This is a genomic window from Nostoc sp. 106C, from assembly GCF_002154725.1.
GTDB lineage: Bacteria > Cyanobacteriota > Cyanobacteriia > Cyanobacteriales > Nostocaceae > Aulosira.
The window spans coordinates 87,318-103,209 of the sequence record NZ_MTAW01000089.1; the positions used below are offsets into that span (position 1 = coordinate 87,318).

At 41.2% G+C, this 15,892-nt stretch carries 17 protein-coding genes; 11 read left to right on the forward strand and 6 right to left on the reverse strand.

The window, feature by feature from the left end:
- Positions 1–239 precede the first annotated feature (239 nt).
- From BV375_RS10475 to BV375_RS10500, 6 genes are all read left to right on the forward strand, one after another.
- Complete coding sequence (locus BV375_RS10475; protein WP_086760114.1) at positions 240–1,655, forward strand: nicotinate phosphoribosyltransferase; 1,416 nt, start codon at positions 240–242, stop codon at positions 1,653–1,655.
- 1 nt (position 1,656) lies between these two features.
- Positions 1,657–2,259 (forward strand): nicotinate-nucleotide adenylyltransferase, encoded by a 603-nt coding sequence (locus BV375_RS10480; RefSeq protein WP_086760116.1) that lies wholly within the window; start codon positions 1,657–1,659, stop codon positions 2,257–2,259.
- Positions 2,220–2,966, forward strand: coding sequence for an NUDIX domain-containing protein (locus BV375_RS10485; protein WP_086760118.1), 747 nt, complete (start codon positions 2,220–2,222; stop codon positions 2,964–2,966). The genes BV375_RS10480 and BV375_RS10485 overlap by 40 nt, the downstream gene beginning before the upstream one ends.
- 139 nt (positions 2,967–3,105) lie before the next feature.
- Complete coding sequence (locus BV375_RS10490; RefSeq protein ID WP_086760120.1) at positions 3,106–4,845, forward strand: NAD+ synthase; 1,740 nt, start codon at positions 3,106–3,108, stop codon at positions 4,843–4,845.
- 393 nt (positions 4,846–5,238) lie between these two features.
- Positions 5,239–5,505, forward strand: a complete 267-nt coding sequence (locus tag BV375_RS10495) for a toxin HicA (protein ID WP_086689654.1) — start codon at positions 5,239–5,241, stop codon at positions 5,503–5,505.
- Positions 5,489–5,701 carry a type II toxin-antitoxin system HicB family antitoxin gene (locus BV375_RS10500; protein WP_086689655.1) on the forward strand — a complete coding sequence of 71 codons (213 nt, stop codon included), beginning with the start codon at positions 5,489–5,491 and terminating at the stop codon, positions 5,699–5,701. The genes BV375_RS10495 and BV375_RS10500 overlap by 17 nt, the downstream gene beginning before the upstream one ends.
- A gap of 168 nt (positions 5,702–5,869) precedes the next feature.
- Here BV375_RS10500 and BV375_RS10505 read toward each other — a convergent pair whose 3' ends face one another.
- Positions 5,870–6,178, reverse strand: a complete 309-nt coding sequence (locus BV375_RS10505) for a hypothetical protein (protein WP_086760122.1) — start codon at positions 6,176–6,178, stop codon at positions 5,870–5,872.
- A 22-nt stretch (positions 6,179–6,200) separates the two neighbouring features.
- On the opposite strand from BV375_RS10505, the gene BV375_RS10510 reads away from it, so the two are divergent.
- On the forward strand, positions 6,201–7,109 hold the full coding sequence (locus BV375_RS10510; RefSeq protein ID WP_243713905.1) for a class I SAM-dependent methyltransferase: 909 nt from the start codon (positions 6,201–6,203) through the stop codon (positions 7,107–7,109).
- A 194-nt stretch (positions 7,110–7,303) separates the two neighbouring features.
- Here the strand turns inward: BV375_RS10510 and BV375_RS10515 are convergent, their stop codons facing one another.
- From BV375_RS10515 to dnaK, 3 genes are all read right to left on the reverse strand, one after another.
- Positions 7,304–8,092 (reverse strand): hypothetical protein, encoded by a 789-nt coding sequence (locus tag BV375_RS10515; protein ID WP_086760124.1) that lies wholly within the window; start codon positions 8,090–8,092, stop codon positions 7,304–7,306.
- 30 nt (positions 8,093–8,122) lie between these two features.
- The gene (locus BV375_RS10520) at positions 8,123–9,121 is read right to left on the reverse strand and encodes a J domain-containing protein (protein ID WP_086760126.1); all 999 of its coding nucleotides are present in this window, start codon (positions 9,119–9,121) and stop codon (positions 8,123–8,125) included.
- 193 nt (positions 9,122–9,314) lie between these two features.
- Complete coding sequence (dnaK, locus tag BV375_RS10525; protein WP_086760128.1) at positions 9,315–11,489, reverse strand: molecular chaperone DnaK; 2,175 nt, start codon at positions 11,487–11,489, stop codon at positions 9,315–9,317.
- 326 nt (positions 11,490–11,815) lie between these two features.
- On the opposite strand from dnaK, the gene BV375_RS10530 reads away from it, so the two are divergent.
- Positions 11,816–12,664 (forward strand): M28 family peptidase, encoded by an 849-nt coding sequence (locus tag BV375_RS10530; RefSeq protein WP_086760130.1) that lies wholly within the window; start codon positions 11,816–11,818, stop codon positions 12,662–12,664.
- 238 nt (positions 12,665–12,902) lie between these two features.
- On the opposite strand, the gene BV375_RS10535 is transcribed toward BV375_RS10530, so the two are convergent.
- Positions 12,903–13,805, reverse strand: a complete 903-nt coding sequence (locus BV375_RS10535) for a bestrophin family ion channel (protein ID WP_086760131.1) — start codon at positions 13,803–13,805, stop codon at positions 12,903–12,905.
- Between the two features lie 191 nt (positions 13,806–13,996).
- Here BV375_RS10535 and BV375_RS36780 point away from each other — a divergent pair, with 191 nt between their 5' ends.
- The 3 genes from BV375_RS36780 (at position 13,997) to BV375_RS10545 (ending at position 15,251) form a co-directional block, all read left to right on the forward strand.
- Entirely contained in the window at positions 13,997–14,140 is a 144-nt protein-coding gene (locus tag BV375_RS36780; RefSeq protein ID WP_166507424.1) for a hypothetical protein, read from the forward strand.
- 592 nt (positions 14,141–14,732) lie between these two features.
- Entirely contained in the window at positions 14,733–14,948 is a 216-nt protein-coding gene (locus BV375_RS10540; protein ID WP_086760133.1) for a DUF2945 domain-containing protein, read from the forward strand.
- A gap of 9 nt (positions 14,949–14,957) precedes the next feature.
- Complete coding sequence (locus BV375_RS10545) at positions 14,958–15,251, forward strand: DUF3140 domain-containing protein (protein WP_086760135.1); 294 nt, start codon at positions 14,958–14,960, stop codon at positions 15,249–15,251.
- Between the two features lie 85 nt (positions 15,252–15,336).
- Here BV375_RS10545 and BV375_RS10550 read toward each other — a convergent pair whose 3' ends face one another.
- Positions 15,337–15,711 (reverse strand): hypothetical protein, encoded by a 375-nt coding sequence (locus BV375_RS10550; protein WP_086760137.1) that lies wholly within the window; start codon positions 15,709–15,711, stop codon positions 15,337–15,339.
- Positions 15,712–15,892: the final 181 nt, after the last annotated feature.

The following is a 15,892-nucleotide window of genomic DNA, read 5'->3' on the forward strand; positions in this document are numbered from 1 at the left end:
AAGATGCTGCTAATTTTTCAGACAACTTATTGTTACATTTCATTATACTTTTGGCAAGCTACTTTCTATATTATTAGCTATAACTATTAAAAAATATTAAATAATTTATGAAAATTAGATTAATCTGCTGATAAATCTAATTTTTTAGAACCATTAATTACAGAACTTGCCAAGGCTTGACATTATTTATGGTGAAAGTTACCATAATAATACAAGCATTCTTGTAAGGACGCTCCGGCATGACCACTTTCCCGGACTTGGAGAGATATACAAACAATCAACAACAGCAAGATTACCCTAACCAGGAACTGAATTTTGCTGCTGAGGATTACAGCCTGCTGACTGACCTTTACCAACTAACAATGGCAGCTTGTTATGCAGGTGAAGGTGTAGAACAAAAACAGGCCAGCTTTGAATTATTTGCTAGGAAGTTACCAGAGGGTTTTGGCTATTTAATTGCGATGGGACTGGCGCAAGCCTTGGAATATTTGAAAAAATTGCGTTTTAGTTCCTCTCAGATCGAAGCTTTGCAAGCAACGGGAATTTTTAGTCAAGCTGGCGATCGCTTTTGGTCGTTGCTAGCCGAAGGGTGTTTTACTGGAGATGTCTGGGCAGTACCAGAAGGAACCGCTGTGTTTGCAAATCAGCCATTGTTGCGGGTGGAAGCACCCCTTTGGCAAGCACAGTTAGTAGAAACTTATCTATTAAATACGATTAATTATCAAACTTTAATTGCCACAAGAGCCGCCAGGATTAGAGATGTAGCCGGAGAACAAGCCACACTTTTAGAATTTGGTACAAGACGGGCATTTAGCCCCCAAGGATCATTGTGGGCAGCGCGGGCGGCGTTAGCAGGAGGATTGGATTCAACTTCTAATGTGTTAGCCGCGCTACAACTCAACCAAAAGCCCAGTGGTACGATGGCTCACGCTTTGGTGATGGCACTTTCAGCAATGGCAGGTAGTGAAGAACAAGCTTTTAGCGCGTTTCATCGATATTTTCCGGGTGCGCCATTGTTGATTGATACTTACGATACGATCGCTGCTGCCCAACGGTTAGCTCAAAAAGTAAATTCTGGGGAAATGCATTTGACTGGAGTCAGGTTAGACTCGGGAGATTTAGTTACCTTGTCAAAACAAGTGCGATCGCTGCTTCCTGGTGTGCCAATTTTTGCTAGTGGCGACTTGGACGAGTGGGAAATTGCCAGACTCAAAGCCGTTGGTGCCCAAATTGATGGCTATGGATTAGGTACGCGACTAGTTACAGGTGCGCCTGTCAATGGTGTTTATAAACTTGTAGAAATTGATGGTATCCCCGTCATGAAAGAATCGCGGGACAAAGCTACCTATCCCGGACGCAAGCAAATTTTTCGCTCCTTCGCTGGAGGCACAATAAAAGTAGATAGATTGGGATTAGCCACAGAAACTTCTCTAGGCGAAGAACCTTTATTGCAACTTGTGATGAAGGAAGGTCAACAGCTGCAACCGCCAGAGTCTTTAGCAACAATTCGACATCGTACCGCCGCCTCGGTCGCCAGTCTACCACAACAGACAAGGCGATTAGATCGTCCTGTATCAGTGAATGTAGAAATTTCCAACGCCCTGCAAGGATTGACACAAGAGACTAAAAAACAAACTCCAAAGGATGCAAAGTAAGATGAAAAAAATTGCTTTGTTTGGTACTAGTGCCGATCCACCAACAGCTGGGCATCAGGCGATTCTGGGTTGGTTATCTGAGCGTTATGATTGGGTGGCAGTTTGGGCTGCGGATAATCCTTTTAAAACTCATCAAACAGCATTAGTACATCGGGCGGCAATGCTGCGATTGTTGATTGCGGATATCCAGACATCACGGCACAATATTGCTTTAGAACAGGAGTTAAGTAGCTTCCGAACGCTAGAAACAGTGGCAAAAGCGAAACTTCGTTGGGGAGAGGATACCGAGTATACCTTAGTAATTGGTTCAGATTTACTGAGTCAGCTACCCCGTTGGTATCAAGTTGAAGATTTGTTGCGGCAAGTGCAATTATTAGTAGTACCGCGACCGGGATATGCGATAGATGAGTCTAGTTTAGAGGGAGTGCAAAAGCTAGGCGGGAAAATGGCGATCGCCAGCTTAACTGGACTAGATATTTCCTCGACAGCCTATCGCGAACATGGAGATTCTCAAGCTCTAACTCCATCTATCGTTGCCTATATTCATCAAGAGCATTTGTACAAATGCCAGGACGCAACCACAAAAAGTTTCCAACTCCGTTAAATCAACAACCTTTGGCTGATTTTAAAGTTGGTGTTGATAATGTAATTTTTTCTGTAGATACTGCACAAAATCGACTGCTCGTGCTCTTGGTTATGCGACAGCAGGAACCATTTTTAAATTGTTGGAGTCTTCCCGGTACTTTGGTTCGTCAAGGTGAATCTTTAGAAGATGCTGCCTATCGGATCATGGCTGAAAAAATTCGCGTGAAAAATCTCTATTTAGAGCAGCTATATACCTTTGGCGGACCCAATCGCGATCCACGGGAAGCTACCGATAGTTATGGTGTGCGTTATCTCTCAGTCAGCTACTTCGCCTTAGTGCGGTTTGAGGAAGCAGAATTAATTGCTGATGGAGTCACTGGCATAGCATGGTATCCGGTGAAACAATTACCTCAATTAGCTTTTGATCATAATCAAGTTTTAGCTTACGGACACAGGCGTTTACGCAATAAGTTGGAGTATAGCCCGGTAGCTTTTGAAGTTTTGCCAGAAATGTTTACTTTAAATGATTTATATCAGTTATACACCACAGTTTTAGGCGAAAACTTCTCCGATTATTCTAATTTTCGGGCGCGTCTACTCAAGTTAGGTTTTTTATGCGATACCGGAATTAAGGTATCGCGTGGTGCTGGTCGTCCGGCCAGTTTGTATAAGTTTGACGCCGAAGCTTTTGACCCTTTTAAGGATAAGCCTTTGGTATTTATTTAACTGTAAAGTCCAGAGTCAATGGTCAAAAGTCAAATGACCAATGACAATTGACCCTTCGGGTTCACCAGTTGCTCATGGAGGAAACCCTCAAGACCGCACTGGTTCACCAATGACAAATGACCAATGACAAATAACTAATATGAAAATTGCGATCGCTCAACTTAATCCTAAAATTGGTGATTTAACCGGAAATGCCCAACAAATTCTGCAAGCAGCACAACAGGCCGTAGCAGGTGGTGCGCGGTTGCTGTTAACACCAGAACTTTCTTTGTGCGGCTATCCACCAAGAGATTTATTGCTAAATCCTAGTTTTGTGGCGACGATGGGTATTACCCTAAAAAAATTAGCGAGAGATTTGCCACCAAATTTAGCTGTTTTAGTAGGAACTGTAGAAGAAAATCTCAAAGCAAATACTACAGGTGGTAAAGGTTTATTTAATAGCATTGCTTTATTGCTAGGCGGACAGGTAAAGCAAGTTTTTCACAAGCGGCTTTTACCTACTTATGATGTATTTGACGAATACCGCTATTTTGAACCAGGGTTACAAGCGAACTATTTCACCTTGGACGATCTGCATATCGGTGTCACTGTTTGCGAAGATCTATGGAATGATGAGGAATTTTGGGGTAAACGCACTTACGCAGTCAACCCGATCGCTGATTTAGCAATTTTGGGTGTGGATTTGATTGTGAATTTGTCTGCCTCACCTTACACTGTCGGCAAGCAGCAATTTAGAGAACTCATGCTGAAGCATAGTGCAGTGCGTTTTCAACAGCCGATGATCTATGCTAACCAAATCGGAGGCAATGACGACCTAATATTTGATGGTTGCAGTTTTGCCTTGAGCCGTCAAGGTGAAATTATATCTCGTGCCCGTGGTTTTGAGGCAGACTTGGTAATCGTTGAATTTGACGAAAAACAACGGGATTTTAAGTTAGGTACTGTAGCACCTGCATATCAGTCTGAAGACGAAGAAATCTGGTCAGCTTTGGTTTTAGGCGTGCGCGATTATGCCCATAAGTGTGGCTTTGCTAAAGTAGTACTAGGTTTAAGTGGAGGGATTGATTCCTCATTGGTAGCTGCGATCGCTGTTGCTGCACTCGGCAAAGAAAATGTCTTCGGTGTTCTGATGCCTTCTCCTTATAGTTCCGAACATTCGATTAGCGATGCTTTGGCATTAGGAGAAAATCTCGGCATTAAAACTACTGTATTACCAATTGCCGAACCTATGCAATGCTTTGATCGCAGTTTAGCTGAGTTGTTTGCTGGGACTGAGTTTGGCATTGCTGAGGAAAATCTGCAATCTCGGATTCGGGGTAACTTATTAATGGCGATTGCTAACAAATTCGGCTATCTCCTCTTGTCTACTGGCAATAAATCAGAAATGGCAGTTGGTTACTGTACCCTTTATGGCGACATGAATGGCGGGTTGGCAGTAATTGCAGACGTTCCCAAAACCCGCGTTTATTCAATTTGCCATTGGTTAAATCGTAACAGCGAAATTATTCCCCAAAATGTTCTTACCAAAGCACCCAGCGCCGAACTTAAACCAGGCCAAGTCGATCAAGATTCTCTCCCACCTTACGAGGTTTTAGATGACATTTTGGAACGCCTGATTCACAAACATCAATCAGCCGCCGAAATTGTCACCGCCGGACACGATGCAGTAATTGTAGACCGAGTTATCCAAATGCTTGCACGTGCTGAATTTAAGCGGCGACAAGCACCTCCTGGACTAAAAATCACCGATCGCGCCTTTGGTACTGGTTGGCGAATGCCAATTGCTAGTAGCTGGGTTGCTTTAAAAAATGCCTCTCAAGCTAAAACCAATCCTACTCCTACCTTAGTAGGCAAAGATGGCAAAGATGCAAATGCATAAATTAAGCGAACATCTATTTTAGAAAGTCAATGGTCAATATTGACGCTGGTCTTATTGACTGTTGACTATTGATACCATGTGATAATTAGTATTGTTTGAGATTGCTGAAGAAAGCTCAATAAACTTTATTTGTAATCTGTGCCATCAAAAAGTTAAAAAACCGTCTTATTTTTATTTTTTCAGAGTGATTAAGTTGCGTTAAATATAAAATTTAGCTTTGCCTTTCTCCTATCCTAAGTTCAATTTAGATGAAGCAACCTCATCTTCAGCAAACAGGTCTAGCTACGTGCGACGTTGGCTATGCGCAAGAAGCGCTCTATTGCATTTATCTAAACATCAAGACACTCTCAAATAAATATGAGACTATAGATGCAGTAAGACATTCTCAAACACGTGAGTCAACCAGATCCAATCTTAGCGAAAATTCTAGCGGGGACTTCTGATACAGCAATCCCTTTTGCTCAACTATGGCAACTCTTAAACAGACTAGGCTTTGATGAGCAAATTCGTGGCGGAAATTATATCTTCACCAAAAAAGATATCCCAGAAATATTAAACCTACAGCACAAAAAAGGCAAAGCTAAAGCCTACCAAGTTAAACTAGTGCGTGCAGCCATTCTGAAGTACCAGATAGGAATTAAAAATGAATCTTCGTTATGAAATAATTCTCTACTGGAGCCAAGAAGACCAAGCATTTATTGCCGAAGCTCCAGAATTACCGGGATGTGCTGCCGATGGAGAAAGTTATCAACAAGCACTGCAAAATATAGAAATTATCATGCAAGAATGGGTAGAAATTGCTCAACGATTAGGGCGTCAAATTCCTGAACCCAAACAACGCTCAGTAACTACCTAAAATTAGGAAAAATCCTAGCCATTTACTGTAGGGTGGGCAGTGCCCACCTATCGCTGTCTACTATGTGTCGTCTAATTATTTACTTTATAATCGCCTCTGAGTTCTAGAGCGATCGCCTGATATTTTTCTCAGACGATATGTTAATTAGTGCTTGCATAAAAGACGCAGCTATTTATCTTTTTTATCAAATAACTCTAACAAACCAACTGTGCCGACAAAAAAAGTATAAGTAGCATATTGTATTGGCATCTTCTTTCTGGAAGGTGCGTAAAAAGCTGCTATAACTGCCTCAATTAAATGGCAGCTAACAGCAAAGCGTTCAATCCAAAAAATAGGATTCAGGCTGCTGGGTACTTGAATATTATTTGTTACTGCATAAACATTCCATAATTCCAAGCCAATTGCACTGGCTATCAGCACTGTAGATATAACTTTTATAATAGGGGAAATTTTTTCTTTTATATAGTTTAAATTCATGGTATCCAATCCTATTTGATTTGTGATTGACTTTCATAAACAGTCATTTGTCATTAGTAGTGTCTCACAGATGATTTGGGACTGCTATATCACGGTGATGGAAACAGGTGAGGTTGCTGTGTCAATAATTGATTATCCGATTGGGCAACTTTTTTTAAAGTCGCTGCTGCGTCTAGTAATTGGAGATGATAAACTGCGGTGGTATGAAACTATCGATTGGCAGCAAGAAAGCGATGTCTGGCGACAAGCAGACTTGATTTATCCCAACTATTACAGCAGCCAGAATTTTCATGGTATTGCAGGTGGCTATCTAAATTCTGTAGCAGCGATGACTTACGATCCGGTGACGGCTTTTGCTTCCCCACCCAATGAAACTTGGATTCGCAAGCAGTTAATTACTGCAATTAAGTCTCAGCCAACAAGGATTCTCGATCTGGGTTGCGGTACTGGTTCTGCAACTTTGATGTTAAAGCAAGCTTTTGGGCAAGCGGTAGTCATCGGGTTAGATTTGTCTGCGTATATGATAGTTGTGGCGGACTACAAAGCTAAACAAGCAGGATTGAATATTCAATGGTTGCATGGTTTAGCTGAGAACACTGGTTTAGAAGAAGCTACCTTTGATTTAGTGACAGCCTCGTTTTTATTCCACGAAACGCCACCGAATATTTCTCAGTTAATTTTGCAAGAATGCTTCTGCCTCCTGAAACCAGGAGGACAATTGATTGTTCTTGATGGTAATCAGAAAAGGCTGCGTCATGCTGCATGGCTAATCAAAATCTTCAAAGAACCTTATTCCCAAGCTTATGCCGCAGAGAGTGTAGATGATTGGATGAAGCTAGCTAAATTTGAAAATGTGCAAACAAAATATGTTGGTTGGATTAGCCAAATTACAAGCGGTATAAAACCAATAAACCAAAATTGTGATGTATGAGGTGGCATAAAAATTGTTGCTTACTTACCAAAACTATTAAAGCGATTTATGCATGGCATAATTCTGTACTGAACGGCAACAGATAAATTTTTAGCATCAATTGCCAAATCTAAAATAATCAACTCTAATTATATCTGGCACTGATGTAATCTTATTCCCAGTACCCATTACTAAAGTGAACTCTGGATTTTTAACTAAGTAGCGATCGCCACGCTTAAAAAGTATTCTCCTAGTAAATTTCCGCAGTCAATGGCCGGATCAAATGCATCGTGATCGCACAGAAATTGATATGTAAAATCCCAAATATTGCCAATCTCTTTAGCTGTTATTTGACGACGAATTGACCAAAAGTATGCTGTTTGTTGAGCTTCCGGATAGTCATCTGGGTAGGGAGACAAGATATACCGTTGAGCCTCGATACTGTGCTCATCAAAATCTTCAGGTGATTCATCATATTCCAACCCACTAAAGCACTCAACAAGTTCTCCACCTTCAAACAATTCATAGCTAATGCAGCAGCTAGTGTCACTCACAATTAATCTAATAACTGGCTGTTCCAACTGCTTTGAAAGCTGAGCTAACTCTGTTGAATACAAAACTGCTAAATCACTGAGTATATCAGGAACAATAATAGACCAATCATGTCCAACTAGTTGATATGCGAACACGAAAGAACCTGACACTTCAATTTCTGAACTTATGACATCGCGTTTTGATTCAATTGCTTTAGCTGCAAGGACATCAGATAGTAAATTCAATGGTACTTTCACAAGTATGACTTCAGCATTGCGATCAATTGACTCAATTCCTCGTCTTTCAGACCAAGGACGTGTGAAATGTGCTGCTAATTTCAGGTTCCATTGCGCGTCCAAGTCATTATTCCTTGCTGGTATCGCTTCAGTTAGCCCTGTTAAAAATTCATGCAACCTAAACACCAAGAGAGTATCGTGACTATTTGCCAGATTTTTACTCTCATGTTGCATCTCTAAAATTACAAGCGATTATCTAAATCCCTAATTCAGTAAATCAGCACGAGGTTTAAAAGTTTCAATTTGGCGGATTTTTTCGTAGAGTTCTTGTTCTTCAGGAGTAATAGTTTTTGGCGTAACTATTTGAATTTCCACCAACTGATCGCCACGTTTACCACTGTCATTGGGGTAGCCTTTATTCGCCAACCGAAATCTTTGACCAGATCTAACTCCCGGGGGAATGGTCATCTTTACAGGCCCATCAAGAGTTGGTGCTTCTACGTGTCCTCCCAAGACAGCCTCACTGGGGGTCACAGGTATCTGGCAAACAATATTGGAACCGTCTAGCTTAAACAAATGATGCGGCTCGACAGTAATTTTTAAGTATAAGTCACCGCCACCAATGCCTTGGTTACGTAGTCGGATAGTTTGACCTGTTACCATCCCAGTAGGCATACTTACTTCTAGCGATCGCCCATCTTCAAGACGAATGCGTTCATTACCACCTACATAAGCTTTTTCTAATGGTAGGGTTAATCTAGCTTCTATATCCCGACGGGTGGGGCGTGGTTGGCTCTTGGGTACTGTGTACTCTACTCTACTTTTTGGGGTACGGAACGGATCGCTATTCGTGTTGCTAGCTGACCCATTTCTGGTGTCTTTACGACCAACGCCGACACCGATTACTTGGTTAATAAAACTTTCAAAATCTGCAAATTGCCCAGGATCTACTTCTTGAGTGCTGTTACGGTTGTTAGCCGGATTATCCCAAATTTTACTCTTTGGCGTTTGTTTATTAAAGCCTTTTTGCTTCCAGTAGCGGCTAAATTGATCGTACTGCGATCGCTTGGCTGGATCGGAAAGGACTTCATAAGCCTCACCAATAACCTTAAATTTTTCCTCAGCTGCTTTGTTTCCAGGATTGAGGTCGGGGTGATACTGTCGTGCTAAACGCCGATAAACCTTTTTAATTTCCTCACTTGAGGCTTCTTTAGGTACTCCTAAAATCTCGTAGTAATCGCGAAAATTCTGCAAATTTTGCATAGTTCAGTTATTCAACTTTAAATTTTAGATTTGAGATTTTGGTAATAAGTAACGGGTGCTGTCAGTTGTCGGCTATTTTCCTAAATACTGCTGACTAATAACAAATTACCAATTACCAATTACCAAATCCGAATTTTGAAGCAATTTCACTCGCTTTTCCGGACTACTAAACCCATGTGGTAGCTCAGGAGTACTACAACCAATCGTCATCATCGTCATCCCAGTTATCCTGGTAGCTTGGACGAGGAGGTTTGCGAGAAGACCGATTATCAGAAGAAGAACGATTATCTCTACCAAAGTCCCTGTTAGAGTCTCTGCCAAAGTCCCTGTTAGAATCTCTCCCGTAATCCCTGGTAGAATCCCTGCCATAATCTCTAGTAGAATCCCTGCCATAATCCCTAGTAGAGTCTCTGCCGTAGTCTCTAGTAGAGTCTCTACCATAGGAATCACGATCCCAATATGAATCTTTAGGATAATCGCGTTCCCGTTCTTTGTCGCCACCAGTAAAGATGTCGCGAATAGTACCAAATAAGTCGTCGTCTTCGTCCTCAGCATAATACTGGCGGACTTCCCGGTTTAGCTCATACAAAGCATCTTGTAGATCGGCGTAAGCTTGGTCAATTCCGCGATCGTCGTTGTCTTTTAAAGCGTCCTTCAGTTCCCGAGAAATGTTGTCAATTCGTTGGCGGCGACTACGGGCGAACTGCATCCCAAACTCCAACGCCACTTCTCTAAGTTGGCGTTCGGCTTGGCCAATCAATCCCTCAGCACGAGTGCGCTTTTCTACTCGTTCTTTGCGTTCGCGATCGATATCAGCATATTTTTGAGCATCTTGAATCATCCGATTCACTTCAGATTCACTCAAGGTAGAAGCACCTTGGATTGTGATACTTTGCTCTCTACCAGTAGTTCTATCCAGGGCTGTTACTTGTAAAATCCCGTTTGCATCAATATCAAATGACACTTGAATTTGGGGAATTCCTCTTGGTGCTGGGGGAATACCATACAGCTTGAAACGTCCTAAAGACTTGTTATTGGCTGCCATTTCCCGTTCGCCCTGGACTACGTGGATTTCCACAGTATTCTGGTTATTTTCTGAAGTAGAGAAAATATCAGAACGGCGCACTGGGATGGTAGTATTTCGAGGAATCAATTTTTTCATTACGCCCCCGATGGTTTCCAACCCAACAGATAGGGGCGTTACATCCAAAAGCAGCACATCTTTAAGTTCGCCTGCAAGAATACCAGCTTGAATTGCTGCGCCTACTGCTACTACTTCATCGGGGTTGACGTTTTCATTGGGTTCTATGCCAATTAAGTCACGCACTAACTGCTTGACCATTGGAATCCGGGTGGAACCGCCTACTAACACCACTTCTTCAATGTCTGCGGGTGAGAGTCCAGAATCTTTCAATGCTCGTTTGACTGGTGTCCGCAAACGTCCTACCAAATCACCGCACAAATCCTCAAATTGGGAACGAGTGATGCGAGTTTCCAGATGTTTGGGACCATCCTCAGTCGCGGTGATAAAGGGCAAGTTAATATCGGTAACGCTGACAGCAGAAAGTTCAATTTTGGCTTTTTCCGCAGCTTCCATCAGACGTTGTAAAGCTTGGCGATCGCGTCTTAAGTCTACCCCTTCTGCCTCTAAAAATTGCTCTGCTAACCAATCTACAATTTTTCTGTCAAAATCATTACCACCAAGTTGTGTATCTCCACTAGTGGCTTTAACTTCAAAAACCCCATCGCCTACTTCTAGAATCGATACGTCAAAGGTGCCACCACCTAAATCGAATACTAAGATGGTTTCCGTATCACCACGATCCAATCCGTAAGCTAGAGAAGCGGCAGTAGGTTCATTGAGAATCCGCAACACATCTAAACCAGCAATTCTGCCAGCATCACGAGTGGCTTGTCGCTGGGAATCATTAAAATAAGCAGGAACCGTAATCACTGCCCCTGTTACTGGTTCGCCCAAGTAGGTACTGGCGTCGTCTGCCAATTTCTTCAGCACCATTGCCGAAACTTCTTCGGCGGCAAATTCCTTATTCAACCGAGGACAAGCAATCTTAATATTACCGACTTCGTCCTTGCGGATAGTATAGGGTACACGCTTCGATTCTGGGCTTAGCTCACTATACCTGCGTCCAATAAAGCGTTTCACCGCAAAAAAAGTATTTTGGGGATTCAGAACGGTTTGTCGTCGTGCCATTTGACCCACGACTTTTTCGCCTTCTTTGCTAAAGCCCACAACGGAGGGGGTTGTTCGCATTCCTTCTGCATTGGCAATCACCACCGGCTTGCCACCCTCCATTACGGCGACTACTGAGTTGGTTGTACCCAAGTCGATGCCGACTACCTTGCCCATGCGTTACTCTTCTCCTAAATGTGTCTTACTATTACTATATTTATTATGATTGGGCGAGACTGCCTCTAGCTTTTTGCTCTGGGATGAAAACCCCTCAACGGTATAATAGTCATTATTAAGGTAGAAAGGATCGGGATTTTAGCTAAAGAAGCTAGTTGCAAGACTAGGATAACATTGACAATGGTTGGTGTGTTCAAACACCCTCAACCCTTGCTATCCAAGCTATTTACTTTACGCATCTTAGAATTGGGAAATGCACTTTAATCATACTTGCTCTGTGTTTCCCTCTGCCTGCAAATTTTGATATTGCGACTATATTTAAACAATTGAATTTAAAAGAACGATTACAAACTTACCTGACGGAAATAGCGCGAGAACGCGATCCCTACATGGCAACAGCTGGACATTTTTTTGTCCAAGAATATATTCGACAGCAATTTGCTCAATGGGGAAGTGTGGAAATCCACACCTTTGAGGTAGGGAGCAAAACCTGCCAAAATCTCATACTAAATTTACCTGCTCAAGCAAGAAGGCAAAAGCGAAATTTGCCACCAATTTTAATTGCTGCTCACTATGATGCTGTCCCTGGAACAGTAGCAGCTGATGATAATGCTACAGGTGTGGCAGTTTTATTGGAATTGGCCAAGAAGTTTGCGGCTGAACCAGTAAAATATCCCTTACGCCTAGTTGCTTTTGATATGGAAGAATATGGCTTACTGGGTAGTGCTGACTATGCAGCTTTGTTGCGCCAGCAAAAGCAGCCATTACGCTTGATGTTGTCTTTGGAAATGCTGGGTTATACAGATTCTACGCCAGGTAGCCAAAGTTATCCACCTCCACTAGAACGCTTTTACCCAAATCGCGGTGATTTTATTGGTTTAATTGGGAATCTGCGGACAATACCTGACTTAATTAGCATGAGTCGGAGTATTCGCAAATTTGGTATATCTAGTCAGTGGCTACCAGTACCAAATCGAGGTTTAATTGTTAGGCAAACTAGACTAAGCGATCATGCACCTTTTTGGGATGCAGGTTATCCAGCAATTATGGTGACAGATACGGCATTCTTACGCAATCCAAATTATCACAAACCTAGTGATACGATTGCTAGCTTAGATTTAGATTTTCTTACAAGTGTATGTGAAGGTTTAGAAATTGCGATTAGGCGATTATAAAATTAATGCAAGTTCAAATAAACTTCTTGCATAAGTAAATGTTTTAGAGATGAAACAACAGATAATTTATCGGTGTTTGTCGGTGTTTATCCGTGGTTATTTTTTTGTTAAGATTGTATTGTTTTTGCAATCATTTTAATCAGGAATGGAATCTTAATGAAGATTACCCCTATTTCATATCTTGCTAGTTGCCGAAGCTCAAATCTTCGGCATTAATCAAATTATCTCGAGGCGATGTCTACGACGGGCTATGCCTACGCACATTGGGAGTTAAGCTGGTTAAATCATCGATATTGCGCTTCATGGTCTTGCAAATCGTATCTAAGGGTAAGTCGTTGGCATCATAACCAAAAGGGTTTTCTATTTCTAAGCCAATCGCTTCTATACCAAATAAAGTAAAACTGACTAAAGCAGTAATTAAACCCGTCCACCACTCAAGACTATCTACCATCTGAAAAGGTAATAAGAGACAATACAGTAATAACAGTTGCTTAAGATGAATAGCATAAGCAAGGGGCATAGGCGTTTTTAAAATGCGCTCGCAAATACCTAAATTATCTACAAGATTATTCAATAACTCTTGTATAGATATTAACTGATAACTATTGAGGCAATTGCGGTCATATTGCCGTTGTAAATAATCTCCAATCCAGAAAGCTACTTCTATGGGTGGATTATTCATTATCTTTAATTCAAGATACATAGAGGACGGCATTAATTCTTTTAACTCATGATTTACAGGTTCCCCCCGTAAATGCAATTTAGTAGCCACAGCAAAAGCTACTAATAGATATAAAGCTGTAATTTTATCTTTTTTGTCTTCAGGAGAGATTTCATCTATAGTCACCCAGATTTGCCGCGCCAAATTCCGAACAGTATTGACTATAGAACCCCAGCTTTTTCTTCCTTCCCAAAAACGCTCGTATGCTGTATTTGTGCGAAAAACAAGTAATAAACCTAAAACGATACTAGGAATAACACTCCCTAAAATAGGTTGCGAAACAGGAAATTTAAAATAGTGAAGTATCCAAACAATAGTACCGAAAATTCCACACCATATAACATGTTTAGCAATTGCTTTGATAACCGAACCCTTAAGCTGTAACACTATTGGAACCCGTTTTTCTTTGTCAAATGTCATGCAATTTACCTAAATAAGTGATGAGGTGTGCAACTGATATTTAAAAAATAATAACTCTAGGTGTAGCACAATTGACAACGATGATTCTATAGCGCGATCCTACAGCAAGGAATTCTTCCTAGTTTTTATCCAGAGCTAATACCAATTCCAGCAAAAAATGAGACAGATGCGTAGGTTGGGGAGCCACTCACGTGGGCGGGTTTCCCGACTTGAGTGAAGTGGTGTTTGAACTCAGTGAAACCCAACAATTAAAAGACTTTGGAATGTTGGGTTTCGTTCCTCAACCCAACCTACATCCACTACATCTACATCATATTTTTTGTGAAATGGTATAACTTGCCGCTTTGACTTCTGGGTATGATCTGTGTTATTAACAATAGTTGAATAACCAATCTTGCTTGATTTCGACAATACTTATAACATTCTTGAGCAGATTCCGCCACAGCTTCTCTTTTAGCCAGCAATTTGGCATAAGAATTCTGTATTTACTCTGAAATGCTGTGATTAATTTTTAGTAGCAATCTAGAAGCTTTTCTCTGCATTTGTAGTGTTATAACCTGAGATATAAATTCCTGTAAATCTGGCTGTCTCAACTGCTTTACAGCGTTTAGCAAATTCTTGAAGATAGATGGAATTCAAGTTTAACTGTTGCCATTTTCCACCTCTTTTTGGCTAATCTAGCGATATTCTATCAAGCCTATTAACGGTGAGTTTGGCTGTTGCGATTAGCCTAACGGCATAGCTACGCTGCGGGTTCTCCGAACGAGTACGCTTACCGCACTTTCAATTTCATCTTTTTCCACCCTTGCAGACTTACTATAAATAACACTTTAGCTTGCTATAGCGGTTTTTATGCCTCTCGACTGATTAATTACGCTGCCATAGTCAACATAATGAGCAGGTATAAATCAGCAGCAAGGACAAATTATGGCTGAAGAGTTAAGCAAAGGCGACAAGGTGAAGTGGAATACAGCCCAAGGTGAAACCACTGGCGAGGTTGAAAAAAAATTGACTTCGCCTACAGATATCAAAGGACATCATGTCGCCGCGTCTAAAGACAATCCCCAATACTTAGTCAAAAGCGACAAAACTGGCAAAGAAGCCGCTCATAAACCTGAGGCTCTTGAAAACATTGAGGAGTAATTTGGCTTTATGAGTAAAGATGTCAAATTAGTAATAGATGAATTTTATTCCTCAGTCAACATGACACCAAAAGAGCTAGAATCTTGGCTGAAGACGGAGGAATCTCAATCTGTAGGACAAAAAAAGGATCACGATGAATCAATCGGACATAAATCCGGTAAGCGGATCATCGAAATGTTAGAAAAGACAAAAGATGACTACACTGATGATGAGTTATCGCACATGAAAAAAGTCGTCAGCTATATCCATCGTCACTCAGCACAGCAGCCTGAAGGTGATGTGGAAAATACGCGCTGGCGCTAGTCATTAATGAATTGGGGACACGATCCTTTAAAAGTGAAAAGTAAACGCTGAGGAGTTAAAACAACTCCTCATTCCTAGCTATAGTTCATCCAAACCAGTGAGATGGTTCCAAACCAGGCTGAACTTTTTCACAAAGATGATGGCTAATCCAATCTGATTTCTCTTGAAAGATTGAGTAAATGCCTTGATGAATCAAATTTTGTACATGGAGTTGTTGCTCCAAAGGACTACGGGGTAGTTTGTAGTTGAGCAAACATTCTTTTTCTGCCTCAGCAGAAGGAAGCCCTTCAGACATTGTGTAATAAAGGCAAGGAATACGGCTAAGGACAAAAGCAATTAGTTCTTGACGCAAGTCAGGAATAGCAAAAGCTTGTTGATAAGGCTGGTATGGATATGTATCCAATACACTTTCAATCTCTCCAAGGACTGATTGTTGTGTTAAATTAACTACAGTTTTCATAAATTTCATCTCCTTTATTATCCAGTTAATAACTAGTACAGGTGCAAATTTTATTAAGAGAACCCGCTAGAAATAATTTGCATTAAGAGATGGTCTAACCCTGAATTAAAAATTTTATCTCGGTACAACTATTAAACATCTATCTTCTGTCTATTATTAGTTAAAACTTATACCTAAACCT